This window comes from Stenotrophomonas sp. 1278 (assembly GCF_029892765.1).
GTDB classification, from domain to species: Bacteria; Pseudomonadota; Gammaproteobacteria; order Xanthomonadales; family Xanthomonadaceae; genus Stenotrophomonas; species Stenotrophomonas indicatrix.
In genome coordinates this window covers 305,425-324,262 of the sequence record NZ_JARXWD010000001.1, presented here as the reverse complement: position 1 = coordinate 324,262, position 18,838 = coordinate 305,425, and the positions used below count along the sequence as shown (strand labels likewise).

Genomic DNA, 18,838 nt, shown 5'->3' with positions numbered 1-18,838 from the left:
CTTTGGCACCCGCGCCGAAGCCTGCGCACAACTCGATGGCCAAGGGCACCACGCCTTTCAACTGCCAAGAATTGGCATGGCCGAATCACCCACACCCAGGCATGAAGGCGTATTGCGAGCGCCTAGAGGCTCGCACGCTTTCAGACGAAGCCCGCCAAGCTGGTCGTCCCGGCCCTTCCGACAGCGTGATCAGCCTGCCATCCCTGGGATCGGGCGCCGCGAAGCGCTCGGGATTCGCTTGTATCGGCGGCCAAGCGTTCCGAAAGCTCCCGAATGGATGGGAGCAGGTTTCTGCGCCCGCAGGCGGCTGGCAGCGCTGCCGGGAGCAGTAGCCGGGGTGTAGGGGCGGCGCCCCTACGGAAGCGCTTCACACGCGCTGGCGACGTCTCGGCCCCGGCACTGGCAGGACTGCTGCAGGCGGCTCGGCGTCAGGGCCAGTCATCGCCACCGCAGACCGCTTTTTGCGGTCGGCCATGATAGTGCTCAGGGTGACCACCTCAGCACGACCTGCAGAAAACGAGTCTCTGGCGGCAGGACTAGTGCTGCAACGGTTTCGGGATTTCCCCGATCGAGGACCGCTGCAGAGTTCACCCATCATCCGACGCCATTCCTGAGCCTGTGCAGCAGTCAACGACAGCCAGGCCAGATCCTCGGGGTACAGTTCACGGCCCTCGGGCGTGACCAGTCGGCCACCCTTAAACGAAAAACCGGCCCAAGGGCCGGTTAGGTTGCGATCTCGCACGATCAGGCTCCATGCCGCAGCGGGACCAGGGGGCGAGGCAAGCGGCGTGCCAGCCAGCCCCGGATGCGCTTGAACATAATATACATTATGCGAAATGATGCGTGTACGGCACAGGCTGCGCCGCTGGGCGGCTTTAGTCGGTTCTGCTGGCAATGGCTGTGGCTGAGCTCTTGCCTGCCTGCTCGCTCCGCCGACAAGGACGAACTCGCAGCTTGTCGGCCTATTGCAAATGAAGCCCATCCTTTGCTAGTTGCAGTATCAGTTCGCTTCCTTGTGCGTGCACGTTCGCGTTCCTGCCGATGACTGCGGTGGAGCTTCGGAATAGCTTCCCGGGGCTCGACACGCTTTCGTACTCGATCACGTTCACTATGCGAATGGCGTGGGTTCCCCTATCAATAAGCTCCAACTGCTCCAGTGATATGGCTGGCATATCTGGGCTGTTGAAGATGTGGGACTTCTGGCCCGGGGCCAGAGCAATGAGAGATCCTTCACCGATGCGTCTTTGAATTCTGAAGCGCTCAAGCCCGCAGTGCTCAGCCGCTTCACTTGTGGTTACTAGACTCCACCAAGACTGGGTGCGCATGCGCACCGCAGGCTGGCTTCCGAGGACCTCGATTTTCTGTATGAAGCTGATCGTCTGATCCTTTTCCAAGCCTCGTTTGAGTTCGCACGGGCTGTTCATCACTATCCACGGACGGACCTGCGCGAGAGAAAGCTCCTGCTGCCTTTCGCTGGCCGCAGTGGATAGCCTCAGCGCTTTGTACGCGATGCCCAGCGAAACGATTGTTCCCACCAGGGCGACAGCATCAATAACATCTGACATACACCCTCCCCCATCTAAGTACGTCGGAAAAATCTCCTAGATCATTGCACTTCCCTGCATCGCCGTTCCGCCCATGCGCGCAGCGCCAGCTGCATTGCGTCTGCGCTGTCATGGGGGGGGGGTGATTGGAGTCGACTAGTGGCAAAGTTCTTGCTGCTATTAAATGGGCGACAGGCCGCGCATCCATATCATTCCTGGCCCGGATGACTGCCGTTCGCCCGACGCCCAAGTACGACGTCGGGCTTCCCGCCTACAAATCACCCGTGACCATCCATGGTCAGTATAGTTACGCTTAGCGCCAACTCGCGCCAATATGCCTGCACGACACTACTCCAATTCCATCGATTCCAACATTTCTGCTGGCGCTCATGGCGCTTTTTGTCGTGCGAACGGGATGCATGAGTGCGTTAACTATGTTCACCGTCTTCTTATCTAAGGATTCGAACCAGTCTGGCGAAAGATGGCAATTCTCTGATGTAAGGAGCAGCCAAGCTGCCAATGCGCCACCCTTCTCTGTGTCGGGTATCGATTCGATAGACTTTGCTAGTTTCGCGCCAACATTCTTACTGTCATCAAGCCAAGACAGCAAGAAATAGCTCTTTCCGTCCGCGGCGAATGAGGAAATTGTCGCCCCCTCAGGCACTAGCTTTGCATTGTCAAGGGACTGCAGGTGCTTGCCTTGAAGGTCTTCCGTGGGAGACCACGCTGCCGCGCATTGAATGGGGAATGTTTTGTCAAATTCAATCAGCAGTCCACTCAAGGAAGACCAGTCTTGTCTCTCAAGATGAGTGTCCATCGCAGATTTTCTTGCCGTCAAGTCCATGAGGCCCAAGTCACCGCCTTCATTGAAGTGCGTAACCGCTTCTTGCATGGCCTGCCCGATCGCGCCAGCGTAAGCGCGGCGGAATCCGTTACTTTTTGTGGCGCGCAGCTTGGCGTAGTACTCCCAAGCAATCGCTCGGTATCCAAGGAGGTAGCACTGCTCATCACTTCCCGTGAATGGCTTGTCTTCAAGCGGGGCGAATATACTTTTATCATGCGCACCGCAGAATCCTGGGAAGGTGGATGCCTCCTTCCATCCTGTTAGCGTAGGTTCGAGAGAGCCTTTTAATGCGTTCAGTGATTGGATTGAAACCTTGTAAGAGTAGACATGCCCGTCTCTTGCAATCTCGCCCAGGCTTCCAGATCGAGACACCGTATGCGATGCGATTATCTTGCCTTTGCAGCTGGAGTGAAATGACCTTGGCGACAGGCACTCAGCCTTCGGGGCCAGCTTGCGGAGCTGCGCGTCAACCTGTCCTGGGGGATGGGGAGGGGTAAGTGGGTCGCCATGGCACCGCTTGAACTTTTTCTCAGAACCACACGGGCATTTTTCATTTCGTCCTATCTTGCTCACGCTCTAACCCGTCCTTTTTGGGCTGCTCTTGATCTTCAATTGTATAAGGGTTTAATTGCCAGTGATAGGGTAAACGCCCAGAGCTCAGCAGGCACCTCGCAGCCATAAACGTTGGCGTGGGCAGAGCTGGTTATAAGCACCAAGCGGTACACCGATGAGTTCAAGATAGAGGCGATCCGGCAGATCGTTGAGTGCGGTCGTCCGGTAGCGGAGGTGGCGGAGCGACTGACGGAGCTCTAGGCGTTGGCTCAGGCCAGGCTTGCTTTGCGCCCCTGCTCAGGGAAATCGCCCAGGCGTTCGAGATGGCTGGCATACGCCTGCGCCAGTGCCGTCTGGGCTCCCAGCTCGCGCGGCGCATCAGCAGTTGACTGCCCTGCCTGTTTCCGAGCCTAGTTCAGTATGGCCTGCTCGCGCTGGTGTCGTCGCGCCTAATCGGTGACACAGTTCTGCAGGTGCTGCAAGGCTTGCGCGCCCGATCCACTTCGGCCGTTGCTCGCCCAGCAGCCGGATCTGGTCACGCAATGCCTCCGATGAGGCGGTGGCCGCGGCAGCCTGCTGCTCCTCCGTCGCCCGTGCGGCGCGCAATTGCATCTGCTCCTCGGCTCACAGGCGCTGACCCCGAGGCGCCATCAGCGCTGGTCTTCCTTCAGAAATAGCGACGCAATCTCGGCGAGCGGTGGTTCGGACTGCTGCTGCTCCAAGCGTCCCCCATGCCCTGCACTACATAGTGGCCGGAGGCTTGTGAACGCCCCTCCGCTGTGTCTTACGCCTTGAGACGCACCCGAGTAAAGTATCGGAGAGTGCAAATGCCGCTAGGGGGCTGCCATGGGTGCATATGACAGGGGATTCCTTTTCTCGGATCTTGACTTACGGGCGATGATTGAAGGCCAACGGGCGCAGATCGAAAGAGAGGTGGACGAACTGGACTCCAACCGCTTGCTCAACACGTCTGAAGAGGATTTGATTCGGTACTTCGTCGAGAAATACACCCTCGAAGCCCCCGTGCTTCTGCATGATGAAATGACCGTAGATCAACGAGAGACGCAGGTGGATGCGAGGCTTCACGGAAGCCGCTGGATTCGGGATGAGTCTCGACCGTTCTATATTCCCGGCCAGCAGATCGACATCGAAGTGCCTTTCACTGGCGACGGTGACCTTTTCAAGGCTCGAGCCAGCACCTTCACGACGTCTCCGCCGAGAGGCCGGATCGCGGGCCAAAGCGTCATCCTGTCTTTCGAGGTGCCGCATGACATGAATCAGGACATCCGCCCGGCCTTGGATCGACAACTGAACGAAATTAAGCAACACCTTGGGTGGGTCAGTAATGATGTTGCAGGATACAATCGCGGCATTTACGCCCTAGGAGAAGCGTCCATCAAAAGGCGCAAGCAGCGATTGCTTGCCAACCAGGGCCGTGTTGCCGCACTTGGCATTCCCCTTAAAGTTCGCCCAGGGGCGCCGCAGACCTATGCTGCACCCGCAATCAGGAAGAGAGTCGCCCCCGTGCTTCCGAAGGCATCAGAAGCGCCGTTCGCGCCAGAGCCAGCGATGAGCATGGAGCATTACGAACATGTGCTAACCGTTGTTCAGAATATGACCCAAGTGATGGAGCGCAGCCCTTCGACCTTTGCGACCATGGGCGAAGAGGCATTGCGAGATCACTATCTTGTACAGCTCAATGGACAATTTGAGGGGCAGGCCACTGGCGAAACGTTCAATGCTGCAGGGAAGACCGATATCTTGCTCCGCATCGATGGCAAAAATGCCTTCATCGGTGAGTGCAAGTTCTGGAGGGGCGCGAAGGTCTATCAAGAAACGATTGATCAGCTGCTTGGATATTCTTCATGGCGTGACACCAAGGCCGCCATATTGGTTTTCAATAAGAACAGAGACACCAGCAAGGTTCTTGAAGAGATCAAGGTTTCCAGCGAAGCCCATGAGAACTATAAGCGAACGCCGAACTGGAAGCATGAAACAGGCTGCCGATTCATCATGCACCATCCAGCTGATGCAAATCGCGAATTGACGATGACTGTTCTCGTCTTTGATATTCCGCAGATTGAAAAGAAAATCAAATCGCGGAAGGCGTCAATCAAGAAATCAGTTGAGAAGTGATGCAGTCTCTCCGATGCCCGACCCAGGACATGCAGCAGGCGCTAGCTGCGCGTAGAGCATCCCGTTCAGACGGATTGAGGGCCCCATCGCCGGAATTTGGCCAAGCCGGAAGGTGGTGGGGCTTGCATGAACTATTGGGGGGCTATGCCAACTGTCCGTTCTGATACATATCTTGCGCTTTCGCAAGCTGAGCCCGAACCTCGTTGTTGCAGAACAAGGCCGAATCGTGAACCACTCGATCATCTTCAATTAGTGAGCGAAATCGTGGCCCATGATGGACGAACGCGCTCCGACCTGCCTTGTCTCGCCAGCTGAAGATCTCTTCCCATAGCAAGGATGCCTGCCTTTCAGCACCGATCAGCTTTGGGAGGAACTCTGTGAAAAGACTGTCGTAGCAGTTCAGTGCCAGCCGGACCTGCTCCGGCTCTTGCGAAAGAATAAACTGAGTTTTCTCAATCTCTCGCCTTGCAGCAGAGAATAATTTGCGACTTTGCTCGACCTGCACCAGTAACTCGGATTTGTCTCGATCAAAGGCCAAGCTTGACTCCAGGTCGTGAACACTAACAGAGTGCTTGAAAGCCCTAAAACTGACGTAGGCAGATGCCAGGCTGACTATCAGCGCCAAGGCTGCAATTGCGTCTGAAGTTCCCATAGACTCCTGACTATCTGTTGACTGACCTCGTATTGCCGCTCGATCTTAGGGCGATCGGGTGCGGCAAACAAGCGATCGTACAACCTGGCCCCGTGGTGGGATCCAATGCCGTCTAGGTCTAGGTGGATCGAGCTAGGCGACGATAAAGAGCTTCTAACCGGTCCCGACTCTGCCGGCCAGCTGTCGCATCTGCCACACCCTCGGGACCGCAAGATGGGCGGCAGCAACAACGTCCCCAGTGATTGGCGATAGCCGGCAGCCCTTGCAGGCCAAGCCTCTAACGCCCTTCCCCGCCATACAACGATTCTGAAAACGTCGAAAACGGTGACGGCATTGCCCTTACTGTATTGGCATCGCGCGCAACCGGGCGTAATTCTTTCCGTGCCACCTAACACCGGTGGTCGGGGCTCGAAATCCCGGTTCTATGCTGATGTTTACGCTTGCCAGTCGGCACCACCTCGGCGTGGTGCCGGCTGGCAATCCGTCTGCCGGCTATGGCGGGCGGTGCGTGGGGGCCTCGTGCCCACCGGTTCCAGCGTAGACCGGATTTCGAGCCACGCATCGTCCGCCACCTTTATCGGTGGCGGCTTCTGCCTGCACGCAAGGAGCCCCGCCATGACCACGCCCTACTCCCCTGCCCCACAGCCCATCCACGAGGCACCCTCGGCCGGGCCTGCCGTAGATCCCAACACCCTCATCGCGCTGCTGCACAGCATCGGCTCGGGCGTGGCCGCCAACGGCCAGCCTTGGCCAGAGCGGCATCAGCTACGTGGCCGGCAGATGGCGCTGGCCGATGCCGACTGCTCGCTGACAGGCCTGCGCGTGGTGCTGGAAGTGCTGCTGGCGGCAGAACGCACGCGTCAGAACGGCGAGCCGGAGCAATATGTCGGCGACCGGGTGATGGAAGGGCTGATCATGGCCGGCCTTGGGCTGGCAGCGCACGCAAGCGAACGGCTGCAGCCGGCAGACTGAAGGATCACCTCGGAGGGGCCTGAAATGAAGGTGCGCCACGGGGTGATGTGGGTGCTCTTTCTGGCGCTGGTCGTTGCAGTACAGATGCATTTGCCAGAGCCTGTTGAGCCGGAAGTGCTCGCGTACCGTGATGTACCCGTTGAGACATTCTGGACGCTGCGCCGCCATGCATTTCGATTCGCAGAGGCACGGGCGCGGGAGGGCTTCGCGTTCCTGGAGGGGACGCCCGCTTCGGCTTCCTTCCAGATCCTGTGCAAGGGTGTGCCGGTGCTGCACGTGGAGAGGCAGCCGCCGCTTCTGCTGATCCGGGTTGCGCTGGGCACCGAGCAACGGGCGCCTGCAATCTATCCCCTGCAGGCCACGCTGCAGTGGTCACTGGTGCCGTTGACCTATCTGGAGCAGGTGCTGTCTGGCGTGCAGGAGCCTACGCTGCAAGACCGCCTGCTACTGACGCTTGCTGGCGATGTGCCTGAGGATGAGCGCTGTGGCGTGCAGAGGTAGGAGTACACCCCCCGGCGACGCCCCGCCTCACCCACCCTGCCCCAGCTCGCGCGCAAGGAACGGCGCCGTCCTGCTGCCCTTGGCGCGCGCCACCTGTTGCGGCGTTCCCTTCGCCACGATGGTGCCGCCCGCAGCGCCTGCGCCAGGTCCGACGTCAATCACCCAGTCCGCCTGCACGACCGCGCGCATGTCATGTTCAATCATCACCACCGTATTGCCCGCGTCCACCAGTCGCTGCAGCTGCACCAGCAGCCTGTCCGCGTCCGATGCATGCAGGCCGGTGGTGGGTTCGTCCAGTACGTAAAGCGTGCGTCCGCGCTGGCTGCGCTGCAGCTCAGTCGCCAGCTTGATGCGCTGGGCTTCGCCGCCTGAGAGCTCCGTGGCCGGCTGGCCCAGCCTCAGATAGCCCAGGCCGATCTCCTGCAGCAGTTGCAGCGGACGGGCAATGGCCTCTTCCTCGATGAAGAATGCGTGCGCCTGGTCCACCGTCATCTGCAGGACTTCGGCGATGTTGCGGTCATTCCACAGCACCTTCAGCGTGGCCTCGTTGTAACGCGCGCCGTGGCAGGTGGGGCACGGCGCATAGACGCTGGGCATGAACAGCAGTTCGACGCTGACGAAACCTTCGCCTTCGCAGGTCTCGCATCGGCCCTTGGCCACGTTGAACGAGAAACGGCCGGCATCGAAACGCCGACGGCGCGCGGCGGGCGTAGCGGCGAACAGCTTGCGCACGTGGTCGAACAGCCCGGTATAGGTGGCCAGGTTGGATCGTGGGGTGCGGCCGATGGGCTTCTGGTCCACCTGCACTACCCGCTGGATGGCGTCCACATCGCCAGCCAGCCGGCCCCGGGTCGCTTCGATCACGGTCGGCGCGTCAGTGGGCGCACTCTCGGCGCTGTTGTCCTCGGGCTCATGCCCCAGGTGCAGCAGCACCAGCTCGGGCAGTGCCTGCGCCATCAGGCTGGATTTGCCCGACCCCGAAATGCCGGTCACTGCGGTCAGCAACCCCAGCGGCACCTGCGCATCCACACCCTGCAGGTTGTGGCGGTGGATGCCCTTCAGCTCCAGCCAGCTGCTGGCGGTGCGCTGCCGGCTGGCGGCCGCAGGCACCTGATCGAACAGATACCGGGCGGTGCGCGATTCCTGGACCTTGCGCAGGCCCTCGGGCTCGCCACTGTAGAGAACGCGCCCGCCGTGCTCACCCGCCTCCGGGCCAACATCCACCAGCCACTGCGCGCGGCGCATCAGCTCCAGGTCGTGTTCGACAACGAACACCGAGTTTCCGCCGTCGCGCAACCGGTCCAGCGCGTCGTACAGCGCCTGGCTGTCGGCGGGGTGCAGGCCGGCCGAGGGTTCGTCGAGCACGTACAGCACGCCAAACAGCAACGAGCTGAGCTGCGTGGCCAGCCGCAGGCGCTGCAGTTCGCCGGCCGACAGGGTCGGTGTGGCGCGATCCAGCGAGAGGTACCCCAGGCCCAGGCCTCGCAGCTGGTGTACACGCGCCATGACGCCGTCTGCCAGCCGCTGCGCGGCCAGGCGCTTCTCTTCTGACAGGGCCGAGGTCAGCCGCACGTCGGGGGCCCCAGCGTGGACAGGGCGGCCGCTTGCAGCCCGCTGCGTGCGATCGCGTTTCGTGGCGCTACCGCTGGTACGCGCGCCGCGGCTGTGCGCGCTGAAATCGCCCTGCGCGATGGGCTCCAGCAGGTCCGCCAACTGGTCCAGCGGCAGCCGCATGAACTCGCCGATATCCACGCCGGCAAAGGTGACCGAAAGCGCTTCCGGCTTCAGGCGCTTTCCGTGGCAGGCCGGGCACAACCTGCCTTCCATGTAGCGCGAAACGCGCTTGCGCATCAGCGCGCTCTGGGTGTTGGCAAAGGTGTGCAGCACGTAGCGGCGCGCACCGGTATAGGTGCCCATGTAGCTGGGTTCCTGCTTGCGCTTCAGTGCGGCACGGGTCTCTGCGGGCGTGAAGCCGGCATAGACTGGCACGGTTGGCGTTTCCTCGGTGAACAGGATCCAGTCGCGGTCCTTCTTCGGCAGCTTCTTCCACGGCACATCGATGTCGTAGCCCAGCGTGACCAGGATGTCGCGCAGGTTCTGGCCATGCCATGCCGGCGGCCAGGAGGCGATGGCGCGTTCACGGATGCTCAGCGACGGGTCCGGCACCATCAGCGCTTCGGTCACCTCGTACACATGCCCCAGGCCATGGCAGGTGCTGCAGGCGCCCTGCGGCGTATTGGGCGAGAAGTCCTCGGCGTACAGCATGGGCTGATTGGCCGGGTAGGCCCCTGCGCGCGAGTACATCATGCGCACCAGGCTGGACAGCGTGGTGACGCTGCCAACCGAGGAACGCGCATTGCTGGCGCCGCGCTGCTGCTGCAGGGCAACCGCCGGCGGCAGCCCGTCGATGGCATCCACATCGGGCACGCCCGCCTGGTCGATCAGGCGCCGCGCGTACGGCGCTACGGATTCGAAGTAGCGCCGCTGCGCCTCAGCGAAGACGGTACCGAAGGCCAACGACGACTTGCCCGACCCCGACACCCCGGAGAACACCACCAGTGCATTGCGCGGAATGGAGACATCGACATTCTTGAGGTTGTGCTCGCGCGCGCCGCGCACCTCCACGCAACCGCTGGCTGCGGCCGCGCATGAGGATTCACCGAAAGGGTTGTTGGACATCGTTGCGTTCCTGCAGGCAGTGAGCGGTGCGCCCTGGAGCGCGCCCAAGGCTGCATTTTCGCTGCTGCGAGGTGAATGTGGTGAGGGCACGACCGAAGCGCGTGCACCGCCCCCTCATCCTGGGCTGGACTCAGCCCGCAGGCTGCATCCCGCTGGGCGTTGCCCCGCGCGACGCCGCCAGATACCGGCAGTACTTGCCGATGAAGATGCCGGTGAATCCGCCAGACAGCAGGAGATAGGCGGCGCTGAAACCTGCGTTGCTGCTCAGGCCGGGCGCCACGGCCAGCGCCGTTTCAAAACCGTACTTGATGACGAACGTGACCAGCAGCAGTGGCAGCAGGCTGTAGTCGGCACTGCGCCACAGCGTGCCCGTGGAGGCGTCCACGCTCAGCGTTGCCCGGCGCAGCAGCAGCCAGCCCACTGCTGCGCCCGCGCAGATGCCGGCCAGCCATTCGCCCCACGCCAGCGGCGAGCCGCCATAGCGGTGGCTGATCGACCAGATGCCCCAGGCGCTGAACAGCGCCGGCACGATGGCCAGCTTCCGCAGCGAGGTCTGCCCCGGCCGCATGGCCGCGATGCCGCGCGAGACCAGGAACGCCAGAAGCACCCAGACCCAGATGGGGGTCTGCCAGAGAAGTTGCTGCAGCAGGTTCACGGGAGGTCCTTTCGGTGAGTGCCGGCCAGGCAGGCGGCGGTGGCGCTCACTATTGGCGGTACGCATTGCACGGACAAGTGACAGGTGTCAGCGATACAGCCTGCACCCCGTCCTCTGCGCGGCGCTCGGCGATGTACGCGTGTCCTATCGTGTCACCGTGACCAGCGAACGGATGAATCGAATTCGGTTCCTGTCCGCATGTCCATTGCACCCCTCCTCCACCGGCGTTGTGCCGCTCACCGAATCGTAGTTGAGGCGGCGCCACTTGGCGTCTTGCCGGCCAGCGGCCGGCACTACCCTTGCGATGCGGATGTTCGGAATCGGCATTACCGTGATGCGTCACGGTGAATGGCATGAGCCTTCAATCGGGCGCACGCCGGGTTCTGATACAGCCCTTTGCTGGCGCGGCCGGCACTGCAGCCGGCACGGTATGATGCCGACTTTCTCGCACTTGCCATCGCTCTAGCACGCGTTGCTGTTGGCTCGCGCCGGTGCAGCTGAGACCTCACCCACTCCATGCTCGCTTCCTCTTCCCCATTCATCATCTGGGCGGCCGTGGCCGTTGCCACCGTCGGCCTGCTGTTCCGGCCGTTCCGCATTCCGGAGTACGTGTGGGCGCTTGGCGCGGCCGCGCTGCTTCCGCTGCTTGGGGCGGTGTCGCTCGGCACGACCTGGCACGCGGTTGCCGAAGGCCGGGATGTCTACCTGTTCCTGGTCGGCATGATGGTGCTGGCCGAGCTGGCGCGGCGCGAGGGCCTGTTCGACTGGCTGGCCTTGTATGCGGTACGGCATGCGGGCGGCTCGGGGCGGCGGTTGTTCGATCTGGTGTTCCTGGTCGGCACGGTGGTGACGGTGTTCCTGTCCAACGATGCCACGGCGGTGGTGCTGACGCCCGCGGTCTATGCGGCGTGCAAGGCGGCCCGCGCCAACCCCCTGCCCTATCTGTTTGTCTGTGCGTTCATCGCCAATGCGGCGAGCTTCGTGCTGCCTATCTCCAACCCGGCCAACCTGGTGGTGTACGGCAACCACATGCCACCGCTGCTGCAGTGGCTGACGCAGTTCGCGCTGCCGTCGCTGGCCGCAATCGGTGCCACGTATCTGGTGCTGCGCTGGGTGCATCGCCGCGAGATCGCACAGCCGTTGGCAGCATCGCCCGAGCATCGCCCGCTTACCGAGGGTGGCCGGTTGAGTGCGCTGGGCGTGTTGTTCACCGGCACCGTGCTGCTGGTGACCTCAGCACTGAACGGCCCATTGGGCCTGACTACGTTCTGTGCGGGCGCGCTGAGCGTGGCGGTGGTGGCGATCCGCCAGCGCCGCAGCCCGCTGCCGCTGTTGCGCCACGTCTCCTGGGGCGTGCTGCCGCTGGTGGCCGGCCTGTTCGTGCTGGTTGAAGCGGTTTCGCAGACCGGTGTCATCCAGACAGCGGCCAGCAACCTGCAGGCGCTGGCGCAGACCTCGCCGCACCAGGCTGGGTGGCTGGCCGGAGGCGCAGCCGCACTGCTCAGCAACGTGGCCAACAATCTGCCGGTGGGCCTGGCTGCGGGCTCGCTGGGCCAGATGGCCGAACTGCCGGCGCAGACGCGCGCGGCGTTGCTGATCGGCGTGGACCTGGGCCCGAACCTGTCGGTGACCGGCTCGCTGGCTACCATGCTGTGGCTGGTGGCGCTGCGCCGCGAAGGCGAGCATGTCAGCGCGCTCGACTTCCTGCGTGTCGGCGCGCTGGTGATGCCGCCCGCGCTGATCGGGGCGTTGCTGCTGCTCTGATCAGGCGCGGGCGCAGTATTTGCCTAGAACGCCACCTGCAAACGGGTGTTGAAGGTGGTGCCTTCGTCCCTGCCCGGCCCGGTGCCGCTGCGGTTGTCGGTCTGCCAGCGGATGGCCTCGAACATCACGCGACTGAAATCGTTGAGGTACCAGTTCGTGCCCAGCGTCCACGCATGGCCGGTGCCGCCGCTGGGCAGTTCGGCGTAATCCACGTTTTCATAGCGCGCCTTCAGCTCCCACGCGCCCCTGCCGCCACGTGTGACCGGGTCGGCCACCTTCACCCGGCTCCAGGTGCCGGCCTTGCCCGAATAGGCTGGCATGGCACCGGCCAGGAACCAGCCGGCCGAGACAGCCCAAGCCTGGTGGTCGAGGTCGTAGCGACCGCTGGCATCGGCACCGCGCAGGTTGCGGGTGCCCCATTCGCCCGTCGCCCATGCCGGGCCGAAGAAGCCCGCCAGCTCCGCGCCATAGGCGGTGCTGCGCTCGGCGCCGAGCAGCGTACCCGGCGTAATCTTGACCAGATCGTTGAAATGCCCGGCGATGGCCGAGCTGCGCACCACGCTGCTGGCACCGGCGGCGATCTCCTCGTGGAAGGCCCATGCGCCCAGGTGCACCGTCGCGGCGGAAATCTCGATGGGATTCCAGTGCACGCGCGTGGCCCAGGTCTGGCTGTCGTTGTCGGTACCGGCGTTGTTGAGGTCATTGCCCGCCACCGAGAGGCTGGCGTGCCAGCCCTTGCCATACACCCGTTCGGTAAGGCCGACACCGAACAGCCCGCGCTGCGGCAGCATCAAGGTGCCCACGACATTGCGGTCCTGGAAGGGCGTGTTGGAGGTACTGCTGGAACCGTCGATGCCGCGGTCATTGAGGCGGTTGCCGACGGTAAGATCGGCAGGCAGGCCGAACAGGCGGTGATCGACAGTGGCATAGACCGACTTCCAGGCCACGTCGTTGTCGGCGAAATCGCCTTCGACGGCCCAGCCCAGAATGCCGTAACGCCCTTCGGCGCCCAGGCGCACCGAACGGATTTCGGTGCCGGACAGGTTGCGGTCGCTCACCGAGGATCCGTCGGTACTGGATGCGTCGACGAACAGGCGCCCGCGCGGCCGGAAGGCTGCGTTGCCGTCGGCGCTGCTGAACTCCGGCGCCCCCTTGGACCAGGACACCTTGGGCTGCTTGGACTGGCCCGATTCCAGCGCGGCGACCCGGGTTTCCAGCGCGGCGGCGGGCGCTGCCGCCGGTACAGCCGCAGGGCCCTGCCCGCCTTCGACAGCGCGCAGGCGCGCCTCCAACTGCTGGATCTGCACGGCCTGCTGCTGCACCAGTTGCGAGAGCTCGACCTGGCTCAATGGTGCAGGCGGTGACGAAGTGGACTGAGCGCCGGCATGGCCACTGGCCAACAGCAGGCCGAGTGCGACCGACAGCGCTGCCGGCGGCAGCACGGTGGAATGGTTCATGGTCTCTCTCTCCGGCCAGCCGGCCCCCTGGCCTGGCGCTGGCCTGTTGCGGTGGTGCGGGGGAAGATCGGGGAAGGAGGCGCGCGCCGCCGGATCAGTCCGGCGGCGCGGCAAGCGGACTCAGGCGGCCGCGCTCAGCTGGTGGCCTGCGTCTGCGCGTTCGGGCGCCAGGTGATCAGCTTGTTCTCGACCACATCCAGCAGTGCGTCGATGACCAGCACGAAGGCGGCCAGGATGATGATGCCGGCGAACACGCCCACGGCATTGAAGTTGCCCTCGGCCTGGGCAATCAGGTAGCCCAGCCCTGCCGAGGCACCGAGGTACTCGCCGATGATCGCACCGACCACCGCGAAACCGACGGACGTGCGCAGCGAGGACAGGATCCAGCTGGCCGCCGCCGGGAAGTACACGTGACGCAGCAGATCGCTGCGGCCCGCCCCCAGGATGCGTGCGTTGGCCAGCACCACCGGGTTCACTTCACGCACGCCCTGCATGGCGTTGAAGAACGTGGTGAAGAACACCAGCGTGACCGCCAGCGCCACCTTCGACCACAGCCCAAGGCCCAGCCACAGCACGAAGATCGGTGCCAGCACCACGCGCGGAATCGCGTTGAAGCCCTTGATGAACGGGTCCAGGATGCGTGCCGAGCGTCGGCTCAGGCCAAGCCACACGCCACCGGCCACGCCCAGCCCGGTGCCGATGATGTAGCCCAGCGCGGTTTCGGTCAGGGTGATGTAGACGTGCTGGTAGAACGAGGTGTCGGACAGCCAGGTCCAGGCCTGCTGCACGATTGCCGTTGGCGAGGGGAAGAAGAACGGATCGATCACGCCCAACGCGATGCCGCCTTCCCAGCCGCCGAATACGGCGACCACCAGGGCCAGCTGGATGAATTTGTCAGTCTTGGCGTGCATAGCTCTTCTCCACTTCGCCGCGCAGGCAGGCCCAGATGTCGCGGTACAGGTCGGTGAATCGTTCGTCCAGCTTGATTTCGGCCACGTTGCGCGGCCGTTCCAGGTCCACGTCGAAGCTGCGCACGACGCGGCTGGCGGGGCCGGAGGACAGCACCACCACGCGATCACCCAGCGCGATGGCCTCTTCCAGGTCATGGGTGATGAGGATCACCGAGCGCCGGTCCTCCTGCCACAGCCGCAGCAGTTCGTTCTGCATCAGGTGGCGGGTGTGGATGTCCAGCGCCGAGAACGGCTCATCCATCAGGATCACCTTCGGTTCGACGATCAACGCCTGTGCCATCTGCACGCGCTTGCGCTGTCCGCCGGACAGCTGGTGCGGGTAGCGATGCTCGAAGCCGGCAAGGCCGACCTTGGCCAGCCAGGCATTGGCTTTGGCCTTGCGCTCGGCTTCGGGCACGCCACGAAAGCGCAGACCCAGTTCGACGTTCTGGTACGCGGTCTTCCATGGCAGCAGCGCATCTTGCTGGAACAGATAGCCGACAGATTCCTGCACGCCGCTGACCTTGCGGCCGTCGATGGCCACCTCGCCGGACGATGGCGTGAGCAGGCCCGCCACGGAATTGAGGATGGTGCTCTTGCCGCAGCCGGTGGGGCCGACGATGGCGAGAAACTCGCCGTCGCCCACCTGGATGTCGACATCACGCACGGCGGTGAATTCGCCGAAGGACATGGTCACCTTGTTGATGGCGACCATGGTCTGTGCAGGCTCCAGCTGCGGCGCGCCATTGAGCTGGCGCACGGTGGCATTGAGGGCCATGGGGTTACCTCCGCTTAACGTTGGGCTGCCGGCGCCGCAGCGTGGGCACGCTCGACGAAGGCATTGGTGTAGGTCCTGGACAGATCGATGTTGGCCTTGGCCACATCCGTGTTGAACTCGCGCAGCACCTTCAGCGGCGTTTCCAGGTCGGCCGCGGTGAAGTGGCCATCGGTGGTGAAGATCGCGCGGGCGTTCTCCACGGCGCGGGCATAGGTGGCGCGGTCGCCGGAGACATAGCTGTCAGGCAGGGCTGCGACGATGTCCTCGGCGCTGTTGTCGGCGATGAACTTCAGCGCCATCTGCTCGGCACGGGCGATCTTTTCGGCCGCTTCCGGGCGCTTGTCCAGGAAGCTCTGGTTGGCGTACATCACCGAGGTCGGGTACAGGCCGCCATAGACCTGTCGTGCGCCGTCATCACTGCGTGCGTCGAGAATGATCTTCCCTACCTTGCGTTCGGTGATCAGGGTGGCGGCAGGATCGTAGTTCACCAGCAGGTCGATCTTGCCCTGCTCCAGCGCGGCGACCGCAGCGGCACCGGAACCCACGCCGATCAGCGAGATGCTGTCGACCGGGATGTCATGCTGGGCCAGGAAATGGCGAACGAAGAAGTCGGACGAGGAGCCCGGTGCGGTGATGCCGACCTTCTGGCCCTTGATGGTCTGCGGGCGCGCCGGATCGAAAGTGGCGTCTTCGCGGCCGGCCATTACCAGGCCGGAATTGCGCGAGAGCAGTACGAAGGCGACCACGTCCTTGCCCTTGGCCTGCATCTGGATGGTGTGGTCGTAGAAGCCGACGGCCACGTCGGTGGAGTTGGCAACCAGCGCCTGCAGTACTTTCGAACCGCCCTGGGCGAAGTTCTCGGTCTTCACTTCCAGGCCGACGTCCTTGAAATAGCCCTTGGCGTCGGCGATGAAGAACGGCAGGTTGTTGAGGTTGTAGGAACCGACGCTGATGCGCACCGGGGCATTGTCGCCGCCGCGTGCGGAACCACCGGCCGCACCGGCGTCCGGCTTGCTGCATCCGGCCGCGGCCAGGCCGACCGCGCACAGCGCGGCCATGAAGAACTGCTTGTACATCATCCCTCCCAGGAGTGAAGCATCTACGTTGTGGTGGCGGGCAAGCACAGCCGTGCCGGCCCGACCGGTTTCAGATCATGCCGCTGACGTCCATTGGCGGGCTTGGGTAGCACTGGCCCTGGCGGGCGCGGGCGACGTGGCGAACACACGACCTTCAAACAGACGACGTGCGGTGCGAACCACGCTGGCGATCACCGGCGCGTCGTCCGCGCTGCGACTGAGGCCCACCTCCAAGGCCCCACTCGGATGTTCGAGGGTAATGCTGCCGGGCAGCGGCAGGCACCCGACCAAAGTGTGGGCCAACGTGCCCGAGGTGACGGCGGCGGTCGCGATGCCCACCGCGCCGGTAATGGCCAGCGCGGTGTGGCACTGGTGCGGCATGAAATAGCGCACCTGCAGCTGCCCGCCATGTTGCGGTGCGGACAGCAGCACCGGCTTGGGAATGACCTTGCTGCCGGCGTCGGCGATGCCCATTCGGGCGCCGGCCTCGATACGCAACGCCTCCAGCCGCGCCATGAACGCGGCATCCGCATTCAGTTCGGCAGGTGACGCATCACCGCGTACGCCCAGGTCCTCAGCGTGCACCAGCATCATCGGCATCGCGCAGTCGATCAGGCTGACCGGCACGCCGTCGATGGTTTCCTGCGCATGGCCACTGGGCAGCAACTTGCCGGTCCGTGCGCCTGCCGCATCCAGGAAGGACAACCGGACCGGAGAGGCCGAGCCCGGCGCTCCGGCAATGCGGGTGTCGCCCCGGTAGACCACGTTGCCGCCCGGCGTTTCCACCGTGGCGATGATCAGCTTGCCGGTGTTGACGTTGTGGACGCGCACTTCGGTCTGCGGGTCCTGGGCCTGCACCAGCCCGCGCTCGATTGCATACGGGCCCACCGCCGCCAGCATGTTGCCGCAGTTGGGCGAGGTATCCACCACCTGCTGTTCCACCCGCACCTGGGCGAACAGATAGTCCACGTCGGCATCGGGGTGGCTGGAGCGGTCGATGATGGCCACCTTGCTGGTCAGTGCGTTGCCGCCGCCGATGCCGTCGATCTGCAGCGGGTGGCCCGAACCCATCACCTCCAGCAGCAGGCGGTCGCGTTCGGCGGTATCAGCCGGGAGCTCGCTGGCCAGGAAGAAGGGGCCCTTGGAGGTGCCGCCACGCATGAGCACGCAGGGAATGCTGAGCAGATCGTTGGACATACGTGTGTTAGATTGATGCGTATAGGGGATGAATGACCCCTCTGTGATTCGATACTGGCATGACCCCAATTGATCTGTGAATTGCTGATTTTTGGATGATTGATACCTGATGAGCATCAATTGCGAGATTCTCGATCTGCGCGCCTTCCTGCTGGTATCGGAAACCCGCAGCTTCCATCGCGCGGCCGAAATCCTGCACGTCTCCCAGCCGGCGCTGAGCCGTCGCATCCAGAAGCTTGAGCAGGCCGTGGGCTCGCCGTTGCTCGAGCGCACCACACGCAGTGTCAGCACTACGGCCGTGGGCGAGAACCTGCTGCCGCTGGTGCGGCGCATGCTGGAGGAGTTCGATGGCTCGCTGTTCTCGCTGCGCGGTCGCGAAGACACCCGCGGCGCCACGGTGACCATCGCCTGCCTGCCCACGGCGGCGTTCTACTTCCTGCCGAGCGTGATGGCGCGCTTCCACGAGGCGCATCCGAATGTGCGTTTCCGCATCCTGGATATTCCGGCCACCGAGGGCCTGCAGGCGGTGGAGCGCGGCGAGGTCGAATTCGGCATCAACTTCATGGGCGCCAATGATCCCAACCTCGATTTCGACGTGCTGGCCGAGGATCCGTTCGTGCTGGCATGCCGGCGTGATCATCCGCTGGCCCGCAAGCGCACGGTGGAATGGGCTGATCTGGCCGAGCACCAGCTGATCACCGTGCATCGCACCAGTGGCAACCGCACACTGCTGGACGGCGCATTGGCGCGCGAGAACCTCAAGCTGAGCTGGCATTACGAAGTGACTCACCTGTCCACTTCGCTGGGCATGGTCGAGGCCGGCATCGGGGTATCGGTGCTGCCGAAAATGGCAACCCCTGATGGCGATCATCCGACGCTGGTGACGCGTTCGATCGGCAACCCGGTGGTGTCGCGCACCATTGGCATCGTGCGCCGTCGAGGTGCCCTGCTCTCGCCCACCGCAGAGCGGTTCCTGCAGATGCTGATGAGCCAATGGCGCGTGGAGAACTGAGCGCGGCCTGGTGCGTATCCGATGAAATGGCAGCCTGCTCTCCAGCCACATGAGCAGTGCAGCGGTCCC

General features: G+C 63.5%; 16 protein-coding genes and 1 pseudogene. 6 read left to right on the top strand and 11 right to left on the bottom strand.

Going from position 1 to position 18,838, the window contains the following annotated elements; translation table 11 throughout:
- Nucleotides 1-367: 367 nt before the first annotated feature.
- The 3 genes from M2299_RS01495 to M2299_RS01485 form a co-directional block, all read right to left on the bottom strand.
- Nucleotides 368-982 (bottom strand): DUF3653 domain-containing protein, encoded by a 615-nt coding sequence (locus M2299_RS01495; protein ID WP_280883721.1) that lies wholly within the window; start codon nt 980-982, stop codon nt 368-370.
- Nucleotides 963-1,565, bottom strand: a complete 603-nt coding sequence (locus M2299_RS01490) for a hypothetical protein (RefSeq protein WP_280883720.1) — start codon at nt 1,563-1,565, stop codon at nt 963-965. Before M2299_RS01490 ends, M2299_RS01495 begins: the two co-directional genes overlap by 20 nt.
- 292 nt (nt 1,566-1,857) lie before the next feature.
- Nucleotides 1,858-2,961 (bottom strand): SEC-C metal-binding domain-containing protein, encoded by a 1,104-nt coding sequence (locus M2299_RS01485; protein ID WP_280883719.1) that lies wholly within the window; start codon nt 2,959-2,961, stop codon nt 1,858-1,860.
- Nucleotides 2,962-3,093: 132 nt separating this feature from the next.
- On the opposite strand from M2299_RS01485, the pseudogene M2299_RS01480 reads away from it, so the two are divergent.
- Both M2299_RS01480 and M2299_RS01475 read left to right on the top strand, forming a co-directional pair.
- Nucleotides 3,094-3,189, top strand: a pseudogene (locus M2299_RS01480) (transposase); the annotation flags it as partial.
- A 597-nt stretch (nt 3,190-3,786) separates the two neighbouring features.
- Complete coding sequence (locus M2299_RS01475) at nt 3,787-5,076, top strand: hypothetical protein (protein ID WP_280883718.1); 1,290 nt, start codon at nt 3,787-3,789, stop codon at nt 5,074-5,076.
- A 142-nt stretch (nt 5,077-5,218) separates the two neighbouring features.
- Here M2299_RS01475 and M2299_RS01470 read toward each other — a convergent pair whose 3' ends face one another.
- Nucleotides 5,219-5,728 (bottom strand): hypothetical protein, encoded by a 510-nt coding sequence (locus M2299_RS01470; RefSeq protein ID WP_280883717.1) that lies wholly within the window; start codon nt 5,726-5,728, stop codon nt 5,219-5,221.
- Nucleotides 5,729-6,343: 615 nt separating this feature from the next.
- On the opposite strand from M2299_RS01470, the gene M2299_RS01465 reads away from it, so the two are divergent.
- Nucleotides 6,344-6,700: a hypothetical protein gene (locus M2299_RS01465; RefSeq protein WP_080148792.1), complete on the top strand. Its 357-nt coding sequence runs from the start codon at nt 6,344-6,346 to the stop codon at nt 6,698-6,700.
- A gap of 24 nt (nt 6,701-6,724) precedes the next feature.
- Complete coding sequence (locus M2299_RS01460) at nt 6,725-7,201, top strand: hypothetical protein (RefSeq protein WP_280883716.1); 477 nt, start codon at nt 6,725-6,727, stop codon at nt 7,199-7,201.
- 27 nt (nt 7,202-7,228) lie between these two features.
- Here the strand turns inward: M2299_RS01460 and M2299_RS01455 are convergent, their stop codons facing one another.
- Both M2299_RS01455 and M2299_RS01450 read right to left on the bottom strand, forming a co-directional pair.
- Entirely contained in the window at nt 7,229-9,880 is a 2,652-nt protein-coding gene (locus tag M2299_RS01455) for an excinuclease ABC subunit UvrA (RefSeq protein ID WP_280883715.1), read from the bottom strand.
- 130 nt (nt 9,881-10,010) lie between these two features.
- On the bottom strand, nt 10,011-10,535 hold the full coding sequence (locus M2299_RS01450) for a DUF6622 family protein (RefSeq protein ID WP_280883714.1): 525 nt from the start codon (nt 10,533-10,535) through the stop codon (nt 10,011-10,013).
- A 516-nt stretch (nt 10,536-11,051) separates the two neighbouring features.
- Between M2299_RS01450 and M2299_RS01445 the strand changes: the two genes are divergently transcribed.
- Nucleotides 11,052-12,299, top strand: coding sequence for an arsenic transporter (locus tag M2299_RS01445; protein ID WP_223485522.1), 1,248 nt, complete (start codon nt 11,052-11,054; stop codon nt 12,297-12,299).
- A 23-nt stretch (nt 12,300-12,322) separates the two neighbouring features.
- Here the strand turns inward: M2299_RS01445 and M2299_RS01440 are convergent, their stop codons facing one another.
- The 5 genes from M2299_RS01440 to M2299_RS01420 all read right to left on the bottom strand — a co-directional run bounded on the left by M2299_RS01440 (nt 12,323) and on the right by M2299_RS01420 (nt 17,757).
- Nucleotides 12,323-13,756, bottom strand: a complete 1,434-nt coding sequence (locus M2299_RS01440) for a porin (protein ID WP_280883713.1) — start codon at nt 13,754-13,756, stop codon at nt 12,323-12,325.
- A gap of 134 nt (nt 13,757-13,890) precedes the next feature.
- On the bottom strand, nt 13,891-14,667 hold the full coding sequence (locus M2299_RS01435; RefSeq protein ID WP_032974771.1) for an ABC transporter permease: 777 nt from the start codon (nt 14,665-14,667) through the stop codon (nt 13,891-13,893).
- Entirely contained in the window at nt 14,651-15,484 is an 834-nt protein-coding gene (locus M2299_RS01430; protein ID WP_032974770.1) for an ABC transporter ATP-binding protein, read from the bottom strand. The genes M2299_RS01435 and M2299_RS01430 overlap by 17 nt, the downstream gene beginning before the upstream one ends.
- Nucleotides 15,485-15,498: 14 nt before the next feature.
- Nucleotides 15,499-16,560, bottom strand: coding sequence for an ABC transporter substrate-binding protein (locus tag M2299_RS01425; protein WP_032974882.1), 1,062 nt, complete (start codon nt 16,558-16,560; stop codon nt 15,499-15,501).
- Nucleotides 16,561-16,635: 75 nt separating this feature from the next.
- Nucleotides 16,636-17,757, bottom strand: a complete 1,122-nt coding sequence (locus M2299_RS01420) for a 4-oxalomesaconate tautomerase (RefSeq protein WP_100436285.1) — start codon at nt 17,755-17,757, stop codon at nt 16,636-16,638.
- A gap of 109 nt (nt 17,758-17,866) precedes the next feature.
- Between M2299_RS01420 and M2299_RS01415 the strand changes: the two genes are divergently transcribed.
- Nucleotides 17,867-18,769, top strand: a complete 903-nt coding sequence (locus M2299_RS01415) for a LysR family transcriptional regulator (RefSeq protein ID WP_033831088.1) — start codon at nt 17,867-17,869, stop codon at nt 18,767-18,769.
- Nucleotides 18,770-18,838 lie beyond the last annotated feature (69 nt).